This is a genomic window from Nocardia aobensis NBRC 100429 (genome assembly GCF_000308375.1).
Classification (GTDB): Bacteria; Actinomycetota; Actinomycetes; order Mycobacteriales; family Mycobacteriaceae; genus Nocardia; species Nocardia aobensis.
Window position 1 is genome coordinate 59,856 of sequence record NZ_BAFQ01000296.1, and the last position, 14,482, is coordinate 74,337.

Annotated in this window: 12 protein-coding genes; 4 read left to right on the forward strand and 8 right to left on the reverse strand. The window is 68.9% G+C overall.

Annotated features, from left to right (window positions below; translation table 11 throughout):
* Nucleotides 1–32 precede the first annotated feature (32 nt).
* Nucleotides 33–857, reverse strand: coding sequence for an acyl-CoA thioesterase (locus tag RJ03_RS33490; RefSeq protein ID WP_036510806.1), 825 nt, complete (start codon nucleotides 855–857; stop codon nucleotides 33–35).
* Complete coding sequence (locus RJ03_RS33495; RefSeq protein ID WP_036510809.1) at nucleotides 854–1,477, reverse strand: TetR/AcrR family transcriptional regulator; 624 nt, start codon at nucleotides 1,475–1,477, stop codon at nucleotides 854–856. Before RJ03_RS33495 ends, RJ03_RS33490 begins: the two co-directional genes overlap by 4 nt.
* 116 nt (nucleotides 1,478–1,593) lie before the next feature.
* On the opposite strand from RJ03_RS33495, the gene RJ03_RS33500 reads away from it, so the two are divergent.
* Complete coding sequence (locus RJ03_RS33500; RefSeq protein ID WP_036510947.1) at nucleotides 1,594–2,352, forward strand: DUF72 domain-containing protein; 759 nt, start codon at nucleotides 1,594–1,596, stop codon at nucleotides 2,350–2,352.
* 12 nt (nucleotides 2,353–2,364) lie between these two features.
* On the opposite strand, the gene RJ03_RS33505 is transcribed toward RJ03_RS33500, so the two are convergent.
* Entirely contained in the window at nucleotides 2,365–5,781 is a 3,417-nt protein-coding gene (locus RJ03_RS33505; protein WP_245552471.1) for a serine/threonine-protein kinase, read from the reverse strand.
* A gap of 229 nt (nucleotides 5,782–6,010) precedes the next feature.
* Between RJ03_RS33505 and RJ03_RS33510 the strand changes: the two genes are divergently transcribed.
* From RJ03_RS33510 to RJ03_RS33520, 3 genes are all read left to right on the forward strand, one after another.
* Nucleotides 6,011–6,856, forward strand: coding sequence for a crotonase/enoyl-CoA hydratase family protein (locus RJ03_RS33510; protein ID WP_036510815.1), 846 nt, complete (start codon nucleotides 6,011–6,013; stop codon nucleotides 6,854–6,856).
* Between the two features lie 26 nt (nucleotides 6,857–6,882).
* Nucleotides 6,883–7,632 (forward strand): VOC family protein, encoded by a 750-nt coding sequence (locus tag RJ03_RS33515; protein ID WP_036510950.1) that lies wholly within the window; start codon nucleotides 6,883–6,885, stop codon nucleotides 7,630–7,632.
* Nucleotides 7,633–7,779: 147 nt separating this feature from the next.
* Nucleotides 7,780–9,786 carry an aconitate hydratase gene (locus tag RJ03_RS33520; RefSeq protein WP_036510818.1) on the forward strand — a complete coding sequence of 669 codons (2,007 nt, stop codon included), beginning with the start codon at nucleotides 7,780–7,782 and terminating at the stop codon, nucleotides 9,784–9,786.
* A gap of 6 nt (nucleotides 9,787–9,792) precedes the next feature.
* Here the strand turns inward: RJ03_RS33520 and RJ03_RS33525 are convergent, their stop codons facing one another.
* The 5 genes from RJ03_RS33525 to RJ03_RS33545 form a co-directional block, all read right to left on the reverse strand.
* Nucleotides 9,793–10,770: a glycine betaine ABC transporter substrate-binding protein gene (locus RJ03_RS33525; RefSeq protein ID WP_036510821.1), complete on the reverse strand. Its 978-nt coding sequence runs from the start codon at nucleotides 10,768–10,770 to the stop codon at nucleotides 9,793–9,795.
* Nucleotides 10,767–11,504, reverse strand: coding sequence for an ABC transporter permease (locus RJ03_RS33530; RefSeq protein WP_036510824.1), 738 nt, complete (start codon nucleotides 11,502–11,504; stop codon nucleotides 10,767–10,769). Before RJ03_RS33530 ends, RJ03_RS33525 begins: the two co-directional genes overlap by 4 nt.
* Nucleotides 11,501–12,784: an ATP-binding cassette domain-containing protein gene (locus RJ03_RS33535; protein WP_036510827.1), complete on the reverse strand. Its 1,284-nt coding sequence runs from the start codon at nucleotides 12,782–12,784 to the stop codon at nucleotides 11,501–11,503. The genes RJ03_RS33530 and RJ03_RS33535 overlap by 4 nt, the downstream gene beginning before the upstream one ends.
* Nucleotides 12,781–13,425 (reverse strand): ABC transporter permease, encoded by a 645-nt coding sequence (locus RJ03_RS33540; RefSeq protein WP_036510830.1) that lies wholly within the window; start codon nucleotides 13,423–13,425, stop codon nucleotides 12,781–12,783. The genes RJ03_RS33535 and RJ03_RS33540 overlap by 4 nt, the downstream gene beginning before the upstream one ends.
* A gap of 120 nt (nucleotides 13,426–13,545) precedes the next feature.
* Complete coding sequence (locus RJ03_RS33545) at nucleotides 13,546–14,478, reverse strand: TauD/TfdA dioxygenase family protein (RefSeq protein WP_036510833.1); 933 nt, start codon at nucleotides 14,476–14,478, stop codon at nucleotides 13,546–13,548.
* Nucleotides 14,479–14,482 lie beyond the last annotated feature (4 nt).

Consider the following 14,482-nt stretch of genomic DNA (forward strand, 5'->3'; position numbering starts at 1 on the left):
CATACCCGCTGCGGCCGGTCGCGATGCCGGGTTCAGTCCTTGAAGTACACCAGTTGATGGGAGGTGGCCAGCGGCCTGCCGTCGGCGCCCCACAGCTGCGCGGACTGATCGAAGTAGCCGCCGCCGAAATGCTGGCCCCGGGCGGTGGCGAGCAGCGGACGGTCGCCCTGGGCGGCGAGCGCGGCGGCATCGGCGTGGAAGTAGACGGTGAGCGAGACGGTACCGGCGGCGACCATCCGGCCCTGCCGCACCATCACCCGCGGAATGAACACATCCGCCAGGGCCGTCAGCGCGGGAAAATCCAGCGGGCGAGCCGGGAGGTCCCGCACCCACAGCGTGGTCGTGGAGGTCGGCTGTTCCCGCGGCTCCGGAGTGATCGGCCCGCCGCCCTCGACGAACCGCATCTCGTAGTTGCGCATCCACACCGGGAATTCCGGCGGTTGTGCCACGGGCACCGACTCGGCGGGCGGTGCGGCGGGCGGTTCGATCTCGGTATCGGACCAGGTGGGCCGCCGGGCACCGCAGACGACGGTGGCGGTGGTGGTCACCGCGTCGTCCTGACTCAGCGTCAGCATCCAGTGCTGGGTGCTGCGATTGGTGCGCACCGGCCGGCTGTCGATCGTGAACGGGCCGTCGGCGATCGGGCCCGCGTAGTTGACGGTGATCGACACCGGTTCTGCCGCGCACCGCGGATCGTCGAGGACAGCGCGCACGGCGGTGGCCGCGGTGACGCCGCCGAAGGGGCCCACCATATTCGAATACGACGCCGCGGTACGGGCCAGGTAGCGGCCCGCGCCGGCGGGCTCCGGCGCGGTGGCGAGATCGAACGGGTGGGTGCCGAGATCGGTCCGATTCACGAGCGGGTACTCCTTGTCCGGGACGGTGGGGTCGTGGCGGGGGCCGGGATCGCGGCCTTCAGCAACGATTCGAGCTGGTCGCCGATGCGGTCCAGGGCGGTGGTGCTGCGTTCGGCCCGGCACATCGCCACGCTGCCCTCGAACGCAGCGATGATCAGGGTGGCGGTGCGTTCGGCCACCGCCTGCTCGGCGCCGTCGTCGCGCAGGGATTGCGCCAGCAGATCGGTCCATCGGGCGAAGGCGGCCGCCGCCGCCTCGCGGGGGCCGCCCTCGGCATCCGGCACGTCCTCCACCGATACCGCCAGCACGGGACATCCGGCGCGAAAATCGGTGTCCAGCAGACTCTTTCGCCAGCGACGCAGGAACGAGTGCAGGCCCTCGGCCGAGCCCTTGCGCAATTCGCGCGACAGCGTCGCCGCGGTCAGATCGCCGGCGAGGGCGACGGCTTCGGTGGCGAGTTCGGCCTTGCCGCCGGGGAAGTAGTGGTAGGTCGAGCCGAGCGGAGCGTCCGCGAACTTGGCGAGATCGCGCACACTCGTGGCGGCGAGACCGCGCCGGCGAATCATCTCGGCCGCGCCCGCCACCAATTTCGCGCGCGAATCATCCGGTGTGCCGCTCATATCTTCCACCTCCCTATAACGGTCGTCATAGCGTAGCTCGCCGCTTATAACGACCGTCATAGGGGTGTCCGGCGAGGTCCCAGCGGAGCCGGGGCGAGTCTGGTTCGATGGACGATGTGACCCTGTTCGTCGGGACTTCCGGCTGGCAGTACCGGGACTGGCGCGGCGTGCTCTATCCGCCGGGCGTACCGCAGCGGCTGTGGCTGGAACGGTATGCGGCCGCCTTCGCGACCGTCGAGAGCAACAACGCCTTCTATCGGCTGCCCAGTCGCGAGGTCTTCGCCGCCTGGCGGGAACGCACGCCGGACGATTTCGTCGTGGCGGTGAAGGCCAGCCGCTTCCTCACCCATGTCAAACGGCTACGCGAGCCGGCCGAGCCGGTGCAGCGGCTACTCGAGCACGCCGCCGGCCTGGGTGACCGCCTGGGTCCGATCCTGGTACAGCTGCCGCCGACCCTGCGGGCGGACGCGACGCTGCTCGACGACTGTCTGCGACAGTTCCCCTCGACGGTGCGCGTGGCCGTCGAACCACGCCACGAATCGTGGTGGACACCGCGCATCCGCGCCGTGCTGGAGGAACGCGGCGCCGCGCTGTGCTGGGCGGATGCGCGCTCGCGCCCGGTGACGCCGTTGTGGCGCACCACCGACTGGTCGTATCTGCGTCTGCATTCCGGGCTGGCGCGACCGCAACCCCGGTACGGCCGGCGCGCGCTGACCGCATGGGCGCATCGGCTGACGGACACCTTCGGTCCCGCCGACGGGTACGTGTACTTCAACAACGACCCGGGCGGCGCGGCCGTCCACGACGCCGTGGTGTTCGCCGGGCTGGCGCGAGACGCCGGGCTGACGGTGACCCGCACCGACGTGTCCTCCTGACGGACCGGCGGATCACCCGAGCTGGTCGAGGAAGGTCCGCGGAAGCGCGATGGCGGGAGTGCCCGCGGAATGTCGGCCCGCCTCGCCCGAGAGCCGCCGGACGACGGCGATCAGTGCCGGACCCTCGTCGATCAGCGGGCGTACCAGTCCCGCTTCGACGCAGCGGCGCAGCGCCGGCGCGAGCACCGCCTCGGCCTCCGCCGACCGGCCCACGGTCTCGAGGCAATGCGCGAACAACAGCGCGGCGCACAGGGCGGCGCGCGGGCGCGCGGCGGCGTCGATCGACTCACGCAGAGCGCGGGCGCGGGGGAGCGCCCGTTCGGGATCCGCGCGCAACAGCCACCGGACCGCCGCTTCCTCGGTGAGGTCGTGAATCGTGGTCGCTACGCCGTCCCGTGGCCCGCGGGGTGCGGGCGGCTCATCGGGGCCGGATTCGACGAACCCCAGCCGGATTCGCTCGAGTTCGATGCGCGCCGACAGCCGCGGCAGGGTGTGTGCGGTGGCGACCGCGGTGCCGTCGGCGAGTAGTCGCCGCGCTGCCTCACGGTCCCCGCGCAGCGCCTCGATGCGCGCACCCGTGCCGTAGACCGCGGTCAGGAAATCGACTGTGCCGCCGTCGAATCCGAATTCCACCGCCACGCCGAGCAGATGGTGCGCCTCCGCGATCTCGCCGCGGTCGTAGAGGAAATCGCCGAGTGCGGCCGAGGCGAGGCGAGCGGTGAGGGAACTTTCCCCGGTCGTGGTGCGCGCCAGATGCAGCGCCGTGCGGAAGTGTTCCTCGGCCGCCTCGCTGTCGAGTTGTTCACGCGCCGCCATCCCCGCGAAACAGTGGCTGTACATGATGCTCAGCGCCCCGGTGATGTGCCGGAAATAGGTCCGGCCCCATCGGTGCCATTCGTGGACGCGGTCGAAGTCGAACCGGTGCAGGGCGGTGAAGGCGCCCAGGTTGGCCGCCGCCGACAGCACGAACGGCGCCAGCGAATCCGCGCGGGCGCAACCCTGTTCGACGATGTCCTCCAGTCCGCCGAGGTGATCGGCGAGCGCCGCCTCCACCCCGCACAGAATCGACGCCTCGACCGCGAGATCGGATTTCCGGTGTCCCGGAGGCTGTTTCGCCGAATCGGCGGCCAGTGCCAGCTGCAGCGCGGTGTGCATGCGGCTAGGCCGCCGCAACAACACCGCCGCCCAGGCCAGCGCGATCTGCAGGGTCGGATCGGCCGCGGCGTCGGTGACGGGCAGTTTCGCCGCCAGCGCCGCCAGGGTGGCCAGATGCGAATGCTGCACGAGTTCGCGGGCGTGTGCGGAGACCAGCGCCACCGCGCGTCCGGGGTCGCCCGCCGCCATCGCGTGGTCGATCGCCTCGCTGAGCATGTCGTGGGCGGCGAACCATTCGGCGGCGCGGCGGTGCAGGCGCGGTACGCGTTCGGGGTGGTCGCGCTCGAGCCGCTGGCGCAGGAAATCCGAGAACAGCGTGTGATAGCGGAACCATTCGCCGTCGTCGTCGAGGCGGCGCAGGAACAGGTCCCGCCGCTCGATGTCCTCGAGCAGCGCGCGCCCCTGCGGCCGTCCGGTCAGTTCCGAGGCGAGCGAGCCGCACACCTTGTCCGTGACAGCGGTGTCCAGCAGTGCGGTCAGCACATCGGGTTCGAGTGCGTCGAGCACGTTGTCGGTCAGATATTCGCTGATCGCCTGATGCCGCCCGGACATGGTGGCGATGGCGCTGCCCGGATCCTCGCGCCCGCGCAGCGAGATCGATGCCAGTTGCAGTCCGGCGACCCAGCCGTCGGTGCCGGTCCGCAGCCGGTCGATTTCGGCCGCGTCCAATGTCAGCCCGCCCACCCGGGTCAGGAGGTCCGCGGTCTCGTCCTGGTCGAATCGCAAGGCGCCGGAGTCTATTTCGATCAGATCGTCGCGAACGCGGATGGCCGAGAGCGGAAGTCCGATCATCTCGCGGCTGGTGATCAGCAGTTGCAGATGGTGGCAGGCGTTGTCGAGCAGGAAACGCAGTGCGGCGGTGGTATCGGCGTCGGTGACGCGATGCCAGTCCTCGATGATCATCACGATCCGTTCGCGGTCGGCGTGGATGCGATTGATCAGTGTGGTCAGCACATAGCGCATCACATCGTTGCCGTGTTCCTCGACGACGCGCAGCAGTTCGGTGGTCAGGGCGGGCCGTGCCCGGCCGACGGCTTCGATGAGGTGCAGCAGGAACCACACCGGATTGTTGTCGTCGTCATCGATGTTGAGCCAGCAGGTGGCGACCCCACGGCCCACCATCCGCTGCCCCCACTGGGCGGCGAGCGTGCTCTTGCCGAAACCGGCCGGCGCGTGGACGACGATCAGGCGCGGCCAGCGATCGCGATCCATCGAATCCAGCAGGCGGGGACGGCGCACCAGCGGGCGCGCGGGGAGCGCGGGATGGAATTTCGTCTCGGCGGTCGGCGGTGTCGTCACCGGGTCGGCCGGGGGAAGCAGGCCGAGCCGGGTCGGTTCGCCGACGCGATCGGCGGCGGCTGCCGGTTCGGCCGCGGGAGGTTCCGGCGCCGGGATCGCCATCTCGTCCACGCGGAGACCGCGGTGACGCTGCAACTGCTGCGCCCGCTCGCCGAACTCCGCCGCGGAGACCGGGCGCTGCGCCGGGTCGGCGGCCATACTGTCCTCGATCAGCGCGCAGATGTCGTTGGGAATGCCGCCGGGACGCAGATCGGGAATCGGTTCCTCGGTGATGCGCACGAATTGGGCGACCAGCCGCTCACCGGAGCGGCGCTGGAAGGCGGCGTGGCCGGTGAGCATGCAGAACAGGGTGGCGCCCAGGCTGTAGATGTCGGAGGCGACCGTCGGGGTGCCGTCACGCAGCACCTCGGGAGCGGTGAACGCCGGTGACGCCGTCACCACGCCGGTGGTGGTGCGGAAACCGCCCTCCACCCGGGCGATACCGAAATCGGTCAGCTGCGGTTCGCCGTAGTCGCTGAGAAGTACGTTGCCCGGCTTGATGTCTCGATGCAGGATGCCGGCGCGATGCACGGTTTCCAGCGCACCGGACAGCTTCACCGACATGCGCAGCGCGGCAGTGACATCCAAGGGCCCGCCGTGCTGGATCCGCTGTTCCAGCGAGCCCTTCGGGTGATACGGCATCACCAGATAGGGCCGCCCGTCGCCGGTCGTGCCGACCTGCAGGATCGCGACGATGTTCGGATGTTCCGGGAGCCCGCCCATGGCCCGCTGCTCGCGCAGGAATCGTTCGAGATTCTCATCGCCGAATTCGGATGTGGCGGTGAGTACCTTCACCGCGACGGTGCGTCCCAGTGCGAGTTCGCGGCAGCGATAGACGACGCCGAATCCGCCCCGCCCGATGATGTGCGCATCGGCGAACCCGGCCGCCCGCAGATCATCATCGATCACCAGGGAGCGGTCGCGCTGGATTGCCATGGAATCCTTGTCGGCCATCGGCACCGTTTCCGTCTGTACTGCTTTCGCGGAGCCCGTCGCGCTGGCATGTCAAGTATAGGCGCGGCCTGCGCGTATGCCGTGGCCGCGACCCGTTCGCCGACCCGGCGGCCGAACCCGCGGGTGACGCAACGGGATTCGCGTGCCGGGCCGGGGCGGGATCGGCCACGGGGAATGGTCACCGTCGGGAGGCTGCTGGCATGCTGTCGATATGTCCGACATCCGCTGGGAAATCTCCGACTCCATCGCCACCGTCACGCTCGATCGTCCGCAGCAGCTCAACGCCTTCACCACCGCGATGGGTGCGGAACTGATCGCCGCCTTCGAGGAGTTCGACCGCGACGACCGGGTGCGCGCGATCATCGTCACCGGGGCGGGCCGTGCGTTCTGCGCGGGCGCGGATCTGTCGGCCGGAGCCGAAACCTTCGCCGCCGAGTCGACCGATACCTTCCGCGACGGCGGTGGTGAGGTGGCGCTGCGGATGTTCGAATCGCAGAAGCCGATCATCGCCGCGATCAACGGCCCCGCCGTCGGCGTCGGCATCACCATGACCCTGGCCGCGGACTTCCGGCTCGCCGCCGACACCGCGCGCATCGGATTCGTGTTCAATCGGCGCGGCATCGTGCCGGAATCGTGCTCCAGCTGGTTCCTGCCCCGCCTGGTGCCCTTGCAGACCGCGCTGGACTGGGTGTACTCCGGCCGGCTGGTCGAGGCCGAGGAGGCGTTGGACGCGGGCCTGTTCTACGCCCTGCATCCGGCCGGCGATCTGCTGGACCAGGCCCGGGCGCTGGCGCGACGGCTCACCGAACATTCGGCGCCGGTGTCGGTGGCGTTGTCGCGGCAGATGCTGTGGCGCGGCCTCGGCGCCGACCATCCGATGATCTCGCATCGCGTCGAATCGCGCGGTATCAACCAGCGCGGCGCCAGTGCCGACGCCCGCGAAGGCGTGTCGGCCTTCCTCGAGAAGCGGCCCGCGCGATTCCCCGACAGCGTCGAGCGCGACCTGCCCGATGTGTTCGCCGGCGACCTCGCGACTCCGCCCTTCCGACCCGCCTGAACCGACCGGTGCCCCTGGAGGAACGCATGATTCGCTGGAGCTGGATGTACATCGACCGGCCCGCCGCACGTTTCGACGACGCCTTCGCCTTCTGGACGGCGGTGACCGGCACCGGGCTGTCGGCCCGCCAGGGTGAACACGGCGAGTTCGCGACTCTCGACCCGGCGACGGGTGACGCCTACCAGGCGGCGCAGGCGGTCGGCGGGGACGGTGGCGCCCATCTCGACATCGATGTCGCCGATCTCGACCGCGCCCGCCGCGTGGCGCGTGATCTCGGCGCGACCCTGGTCGCCGATCACGACACCTGGTCGCTCGCGCGGTCCCCGCACGGCCTGCCGTTCTGCCTGACCACCGGCAACGGGCGGCATATCCCCGCGCCGGTGACCGGACCCGACGGCAGCCTCAGCCGGGTCGATCAGCTCTGTTTCGACATCCCGCCGTCCGGCTACGACGGCGAGGTCGAATTCTGGGCCGCGCTCACCGGCTGGCCCGTGCGGCGCACCGGTCGCGCCGAGTTCACCCGGCTGCTCGTCCCCGCACACCTGCCGGTCCGGATACTGATTCAGCGCCTGGACAGCGAACAGGAGCCGGGCGCCCATATCGATATCGCCTGCGCCGATGTCGAGGCGGTGGCGACCTGGCACGAATCGCTGGGCGCCCGGCGCGCGCACCGCGGCGCACAGTGGCTGGTGATGAACGATCCGGTGGGCGGGGTGTACTGCCTCACCGAACGAGACCCGTTGACCGGCAAGGTGTTTCGGCGCGGCTCGCGCTGAGCGGGTCCGCTGCGGGCGGGCGGCGGGGTGCCGGTCCCCGAACCGGTTGCGGCGCGCCGGCGTGGATCGGCGCATCCTGGAAGGGACTGGCGCACCAACGACGCGCCCGGCCCCGGCGATCCCGCGGACTCGGGCAGAGGAGGGCAGATGACCGGCCAGCAGCCGCACACGGACGGCCCGCGCACTGTCGCCCAGAAGTTGATCGAGTCCCATCTGGTGTCGGGCCGGATGCGCCCGGGGGAGGAGATCGCGCTGCGCATCGACCAGACGCTCACCCAGGACGCCACCGGCACCCTGGTGATGCAGGAACTCGAGGCGCTCGGGCTCGACCGGGTGCGCACCGAACTCAGCGCGCAATATGTCGACCACAATCTGTTGCAGACCGACGACAAGAACGCCCAGGACCACGAATTCCTGCTGTCGGCCTGCCGCCGGTACGGGCTGTGGTTCTCGAAACCGGGCAACGGGGTCTCGCACCCGACCCATATGCAGCGTTTCGGCAGACCCGGTGTGACGATGGTCGGCTCGGATTCGCATACGCCGGCCGGCGGATCGCTGGGCATGCTCGCGATCGGCGTCGGCGGTCTCGAGGTGGCGCTCGCCATGGCCGGTGAGCCGCTCTACATCACCATGCCGCAGATCTGGGGCGTCGAACTGACCGGTGAACTGCCGCCCTGGTGTTCGGCCAAGGATGTGATCCTGGAGATGTTGCGCCGCCACGGCGTCAAGGGCGGCGTGAACCGGATCATCGAATATCACGGTCCCGGCCTGGCGGGACTCACGGCGATGGATCGGCACGTGATCGCCAATATGGGCGCCGAACTCGGCGCCACCACCACGGTCTTTCCGGCCGACGACGCGGTGCGCGAATTTTTGCGCGCCGAGGATCGCGCCGCCGACTTCACCGAACTGCGGGCCGACCAGGGCGCGACCTACGACCTCGACGAGCACATCGACCTGTCCGCGATCGAGCCGCTGATCGCCCGGCCGTCCTCACCCGGGGACGTGGTTCCGGTGCGGGAGGTCGCCGGGGAACCGGTCGCGCAGGTGGTGATCGGGTCGTCGGCCAACCCCGGGCTGCGGGATTTCGCGATGGCCGCTGCCATCGTCTCCGGCCGGCAGACCCACAGCGACGTCAGCTTCGACGTCAATCCGTCCTCGCGGGAAATTCTCGAGGATCTGACCAGGATGGGCGCTACGTTCGAACTGATCCGCGCCGGGGCTCGCCTCCACCAGTCCGGATGTATGGGCTGTATCGGCATGGGGCAGGCGCCGGCCGTCGGCCGCAATTCCCTGCGCACCATGCCGCGCAATTTTCCGGGACGCTCGGGCACCGACGAGGACTCGGTGTGGTTGTGTTCGCCGGAGACCGCCGCCGCGTCCGCGCTGACCGCGACGATCACCGATCCGCGCGATCTCGCCGACGAGCTGGGCCTCGATTATCCGGTGCTGAAGCTGCCCGCGCACGCGTCGGTCAACACGGCGATGCTGGTGCCGCCGCTGCCGGTGGCCGAGGCGCGCACGGTGGAATTGGTGAAGGGCCCCAACATCTCCGGCCTGCCGGATTTCGATCCGCTGCCGGATGTGATCGAGGCGCCGGTCCTGCTCGTGGTCGGCGACAACATCTCCACCGACGACATCTCCCCGGCCGGAGCGCGGGCACTGCCGTTCCGCTCGAACATCCCCAAACTCGCCGAATTCGCTTTCACCCGAATCGATCCGGACTATCCCCGGCACGCGGCCGAGATCTCCGGCACCACCGGACATGTCGTCGTGGGCGGAGACAACTACGGACAGGGCTCCTCGCGCGAACATGCCGCGATCGCACCGCGATATCTGGGGCTGCGGGCGGTGATCGCGAAATCGTATGCGCGCATCCACTGGCAGAATCTGGCCAATTTCGGCATCGTCGCCCTCGAATTCGCCGATCCCGCCGATTACGGCCGCATCGGACGGGGTGACGTACTGCGCATCGAGGGGCTGCGGGCCGCCCTCGCCGCCGGTCCTACGATCACTGCCCACAATGTCACCGCGAACGTGGATATTCCCCTGCGCCACCGGCTTTCGGAGCGTCAGGTGGAAACGGTACTGGCCGGCGGCATTATTCCGCGGCTCGCGGCAGCGCAGGCGGCGCGTGAGATGTCGGATCGCTGAGCGTTTCTACTCGATGAGTTTTTCGCTCTTCAACCAGTCGTAGGCGACGTCGGCGGGATCCTCGCCGTCGATATCGACACGGCCGTTGAGTTCCTGCATCAGATCATTGGTCAGCCGCTCGGAAATCGTGCCCAGCAGCTGACGCAACTGCGGATAGCGGTCCAGGATCTCCCCGCGCACGACGGCGGCGCCGCTGTAGGGCAGGAAGAATTTCTTGTCGTCGTCGAGCACGACGAGATTCAGATTCTTCACCCGGCCGTCGGTGGTGTAGATCATGCCGAAATTGCACGGCGCGCTCTTGGCCGTCGCGGTGTAGACGACGCCGGCGTCCATCCGGGTGACGTTGCCGGTGGGCACGCCGTTCGGATCGTTGTAGGGGATACCGTACTTCTGCAGCATCGGAATGAAACCGTCGGCGCGGCTGAAGAATTCGTCGTCGACGCAGAACGTGCGATCGCGCACCGGCAACGCCGCCACATCCGACAGCGACTTCACCCCGAGCCGTTGCGCGGTCGGCGTCGACACACCGAAGGCGTAGGTGTCGTTGAAATTCGCCGGCGGCAGCCACTCCAGGTTGTGCTCACGCTTCTCGATATCGTGCACACGCTGCCAGAGTTCCTGCGGATCGGAGATGGTCTCGGTTTCGTTGTGGTAGTTGACCCATCCGGTACCGGTGTACTCCCACAGGATGTCGGCGTCACCGTTGAGCTGAGCCTGCCGCGACGACGCCGAACCCGGTGCGCCGGTCAGATCGGTGATCTTCGCGCCGGCCGCGGCCAGATAGGTCGCGGTGATCTTGCCCAGCAGTACGCCCTCGGTGAAACTCTTCGACGTCACCACGAGTTTCGCGCCGTCGAGCGGTCGCTGCCCGCCGGGCAGGCTCGCATCGTGGAAGGTGCCCGACGAGCTGACCAGCCCGCAGCCGGCGAGCATCGATACCGTGAGGACGACCGCGCACAGTGCCAGGGCCCGAACCGACCTCATGACACACCTCGCGGAGTCGCGGCCAGTTCGACGAGTCTGCCCAGCCAGTCGATGATCAACGCCAGCAGTCCGACCAGAATCGCCCCGGACACGAGCAGTTTCGGCAGGAACAGCGTGACGCCCGTCGTGATCAGGGTGCCGAGACTGGTAGCGCCGATGAAGGTGCTCAGGGTGGCGGTGCCGACCAGGATCACCAGGGCGGTGCGCACCCCGTTGAGGATCACCGGCACCGCGAGCGGCAGCTCCACCCGTACCAGGGTGCGGGTGGCGGAGAACCCGATCCCGCGCGAGGCCTCGATGGTGCGCTGATCCACCTGCCGCAGGCCGACGATGGTGTTCTGCAGGATCGGCAGAATCGCGTACACCACCAGACCGACGACCGCCGTGCGGAATCCGGTGCCCAGCCAGAAGGTGAACAACACCAGCAGCCCGACCGCCGGCGCCGCCTGGCCGATATTGGCGATGTTGACCGCGAGCGGCTCCAGACGTTTCAGCGCCGGCCGGGTCAGCGCGATACCCAGCGGAATCGCGACCACGACCACGATCACGGTGGCCACCACGGTCAGTTCGATATGCGACCAGATCGTGGTCTGCAGGTTGGACCAGGCCAGCGAGGCCTGCTCGGTCGGGGTGAACGTCGTCGACCGATACCAGACGATGTAGCCGATGCCGATGACGAGGATGATCAACGGCTCGAACCAGACGTCCATCGGCAGCCGGCGCAGGCGGGTCATGACTGCCCGGCCGATTCGTGCTCGTCGTCGGCCGCGACCACCGGGGTGGGCGCGGGATCGGTTCCGTCGACGTAGGTTTCGTAGGAAGTGTCGTGTTCCTCGGAGCGTACGTCGGCGAGTGCGGCCTGGATGGTCTCGGTCACCGCGCCGATGCCGATCGAGCCGACGACCGCACCGCGCCCGTCGGTCACCAGGGCCGCACCCTGACTGGCCGCGAGCATCGCGTCGAGGGCGTCGTTGAGCGTCGAGGAGCGCGCGACGACCGGCAACCGCCGATCGAGGTAGTCCGACACCTCCGGTTTGCTCGCCAGTTCGGAGAGCGAGGGCCACGACCGCGGCCGCCCGGCGGCGTCGACGACCACCACCCAGGTCTGGCCGGCGGCCCGCGCGCGCTGGATCACCGCCTGTGACGGCTCACCGATGCGGGCGGTGACCACGTCGTCGAACTCCACATCGCGCACCCGCTGCACGGTCAGATAGGCGAGTTTGGCGCCGGAGCCGACGAATTCCTTTACGAAGGGGGTGGCCGGTGCGGTGAGGATTTCCTCGGGCCGCGCGTACTGTTCGACATGCCCGCCCTCGGACAGGATCAGCACCTTGTCGCCGAGTTTGGTGGCCTCCTCGAAATCGTGGGTGACGACGACGATCGTCTTGCCGAGTTCGTGCTGAATCCCGATCAGGCTGTCCTGCAGGCGAACTCGGGTGATCGGGTCGACGGCGCCGAACGGCTCGTCCATCAGCAGCACCGGGGGATCGGCGGCCAGCGCCCGCGCGACTCCGACGCGCTGCTGCTGGCCGCCGGACATGTCCTTGGGCAGTCGGTCGGCGAATATTCCGGGATCCAGACCGACGAGTTCGAGCAGATATTCGGTGCGTTCGGCGATCCGCTTCTTGTCCCAGCCGAGCACCCGCGGGATCGCGCCCACGTTCTTGCGCACCGACCAGTGCGGGAACAGACCACCGGATTGGATGACGTACCCGATCGACTGCCGCAGTTTGTCCGGGTCCTCGCGGGTGACGTCGCGCCCGCCGATGAAGATGCGCCCCTCGGTCGGCTCGATCAGGCGGTTGATCATCTTGAGCGTCGTCGTCTTCCCGCAGCCGGAGGGGCCGACGAAGGCGACGATCTGTCCCGCCTCGATCTCGAGGTCGAGGCGGGCGACGGCCGGCTTGTCCTGGCCCTTGTACCTCTTGACGACCGAGTCGAGGACGATGGACGCCCCGGTGACATTGCGTTCCGGCGTCGCCGGTCCGGGCCGGTCGGTCACAGCGTCGGTCATGAGAGTCCTTCGGCGATGGTGAGGCGGCCCAGCAGAACGAGTAGCGCGTCGAACACCAGCGCCACGATGACGATGAGGATGGTGCCCGTGGCCGCGGTCTCCAGCGCGTTCGCGCCGCCCAGTCGCGACAGGCCGTTGAAGATCAGCGATCCCAGGCCCGGCCCGAGAACATAGGCGACGATGGCGGCGACACCGACGATCATCTGGGTGGAGACCCGGATACCGGTCAGGATCACCGGCCACGCGATCGGCAACTCGACGGTGAGCAGGATGCGGGTGCGGGAAAATCCGATTCCGCGTGCGGATTCCACCACCGAGGCCGGTACCGAGCGCAACCCTACGATCGCGTTGCCGATCACCGGCAGGGCCGCGAAGAACGCCAGCATGATGAACGACGGGACCACACCCAGCCCGAACGGGACCAGCAGCAGGGCCAGCAGCGCCAGCGACGGGATGGTCAGCGCGACCCGGCTCGAGGTGAGCGAGAGCTGGGACAGCAGCGGCAGCCGGTAGACCGCCATCGCGATGAGGACGGCGACGATCGTGCCGACCAGAACCGTCTGAAACGCCAGTGACGCATGCTGATAGGTGAGGAAGGCCAGAGTGTCACCCCGCCCTCGGATGTAGTTCCACAGGTTCACGGGACTCCCATCGTCAGCCCTCTGCCGGCACCTGTCCGCGCGCCGCCACCGGGCGCAGGTTGGTCAAAGACTAAATGACAGTACGGCTCCGGTTCCGCACGCCGCGCTGGCCACCAGCCTTCATGCCGCCCGCGGCAGCGACTGCGGGCGGGCATAGGCCGCGGCGTCACCGGAGATCACCGTACTCGGGCGGCCGTCGACGCCGACGGGTACGGCACCGGCCAGCGTGATGCGGGTGAGCCGGCGGTGTTCGGCGCCGTCGTAGTCGTCGATCGCGTAGTGCTGAGTGGCGTGGTTGTCCCAGATCGCCACATCGCCGGGCGCCCAATCCCAGCGCGTGGTGTGCTCGAGCCGGGTCACCCGATCCTGGAACAGGCGGAACAGGGCCCGTGATTCGGCGGTGGAGAGGCCGACGATCTCGGAGACGAAGCAGCCCAGCAGCAGCGCGCGTTCCCCGGTCTCCGGATGGACGTGCACCACCGGATGTTCGGTCTCGAAGTAGCGGGACTCGAATTCGGTTCGGTACGAACGGGTTCCGGCATCGGGCCGGTCGTCGGCCTCGGCGGCGTAGTCGTAGCGGTTGGTGTGGCGGGCGCGCAGATTCTCGGCCAGCACGCGCAGTGGTTGCGGCAGCGAGTCGTAGGCGGCGACGGTGGAGGCCCAGGTGGTGGATCCGCCGTAGGACGGCAGGGACACCGCACGCAGGATCGAGGTTTTCGGCACGCGGTCGATGAAGGTGACGTCGGTGTGCCAGACGTTGGAGCGGCCGTGCTGCGAATCGATGGCCAGACTCTTCACCCCGGCGGAGGTGAGTGTCGGATGCGGCGTGGTGGGCGTGCCGAGCAGTTGCGCGAATTCGTACTGCCCGTCTTCGGTGAGGTGGTCCTGGCCACGGAAGAAGATCACCTTGTGCCGGTGCAGGGCCGCGCGGATCGTGGCGATTGTGCCGGTGTCCAGCGAGCCGCCGAGGCGAACCCCCTCGATCCGGGCTCCGATGTGGTTACCCAGCCGGACCACTCGCACCGCGGTATCGGCTGCCTCGTCGACGGACATCGCA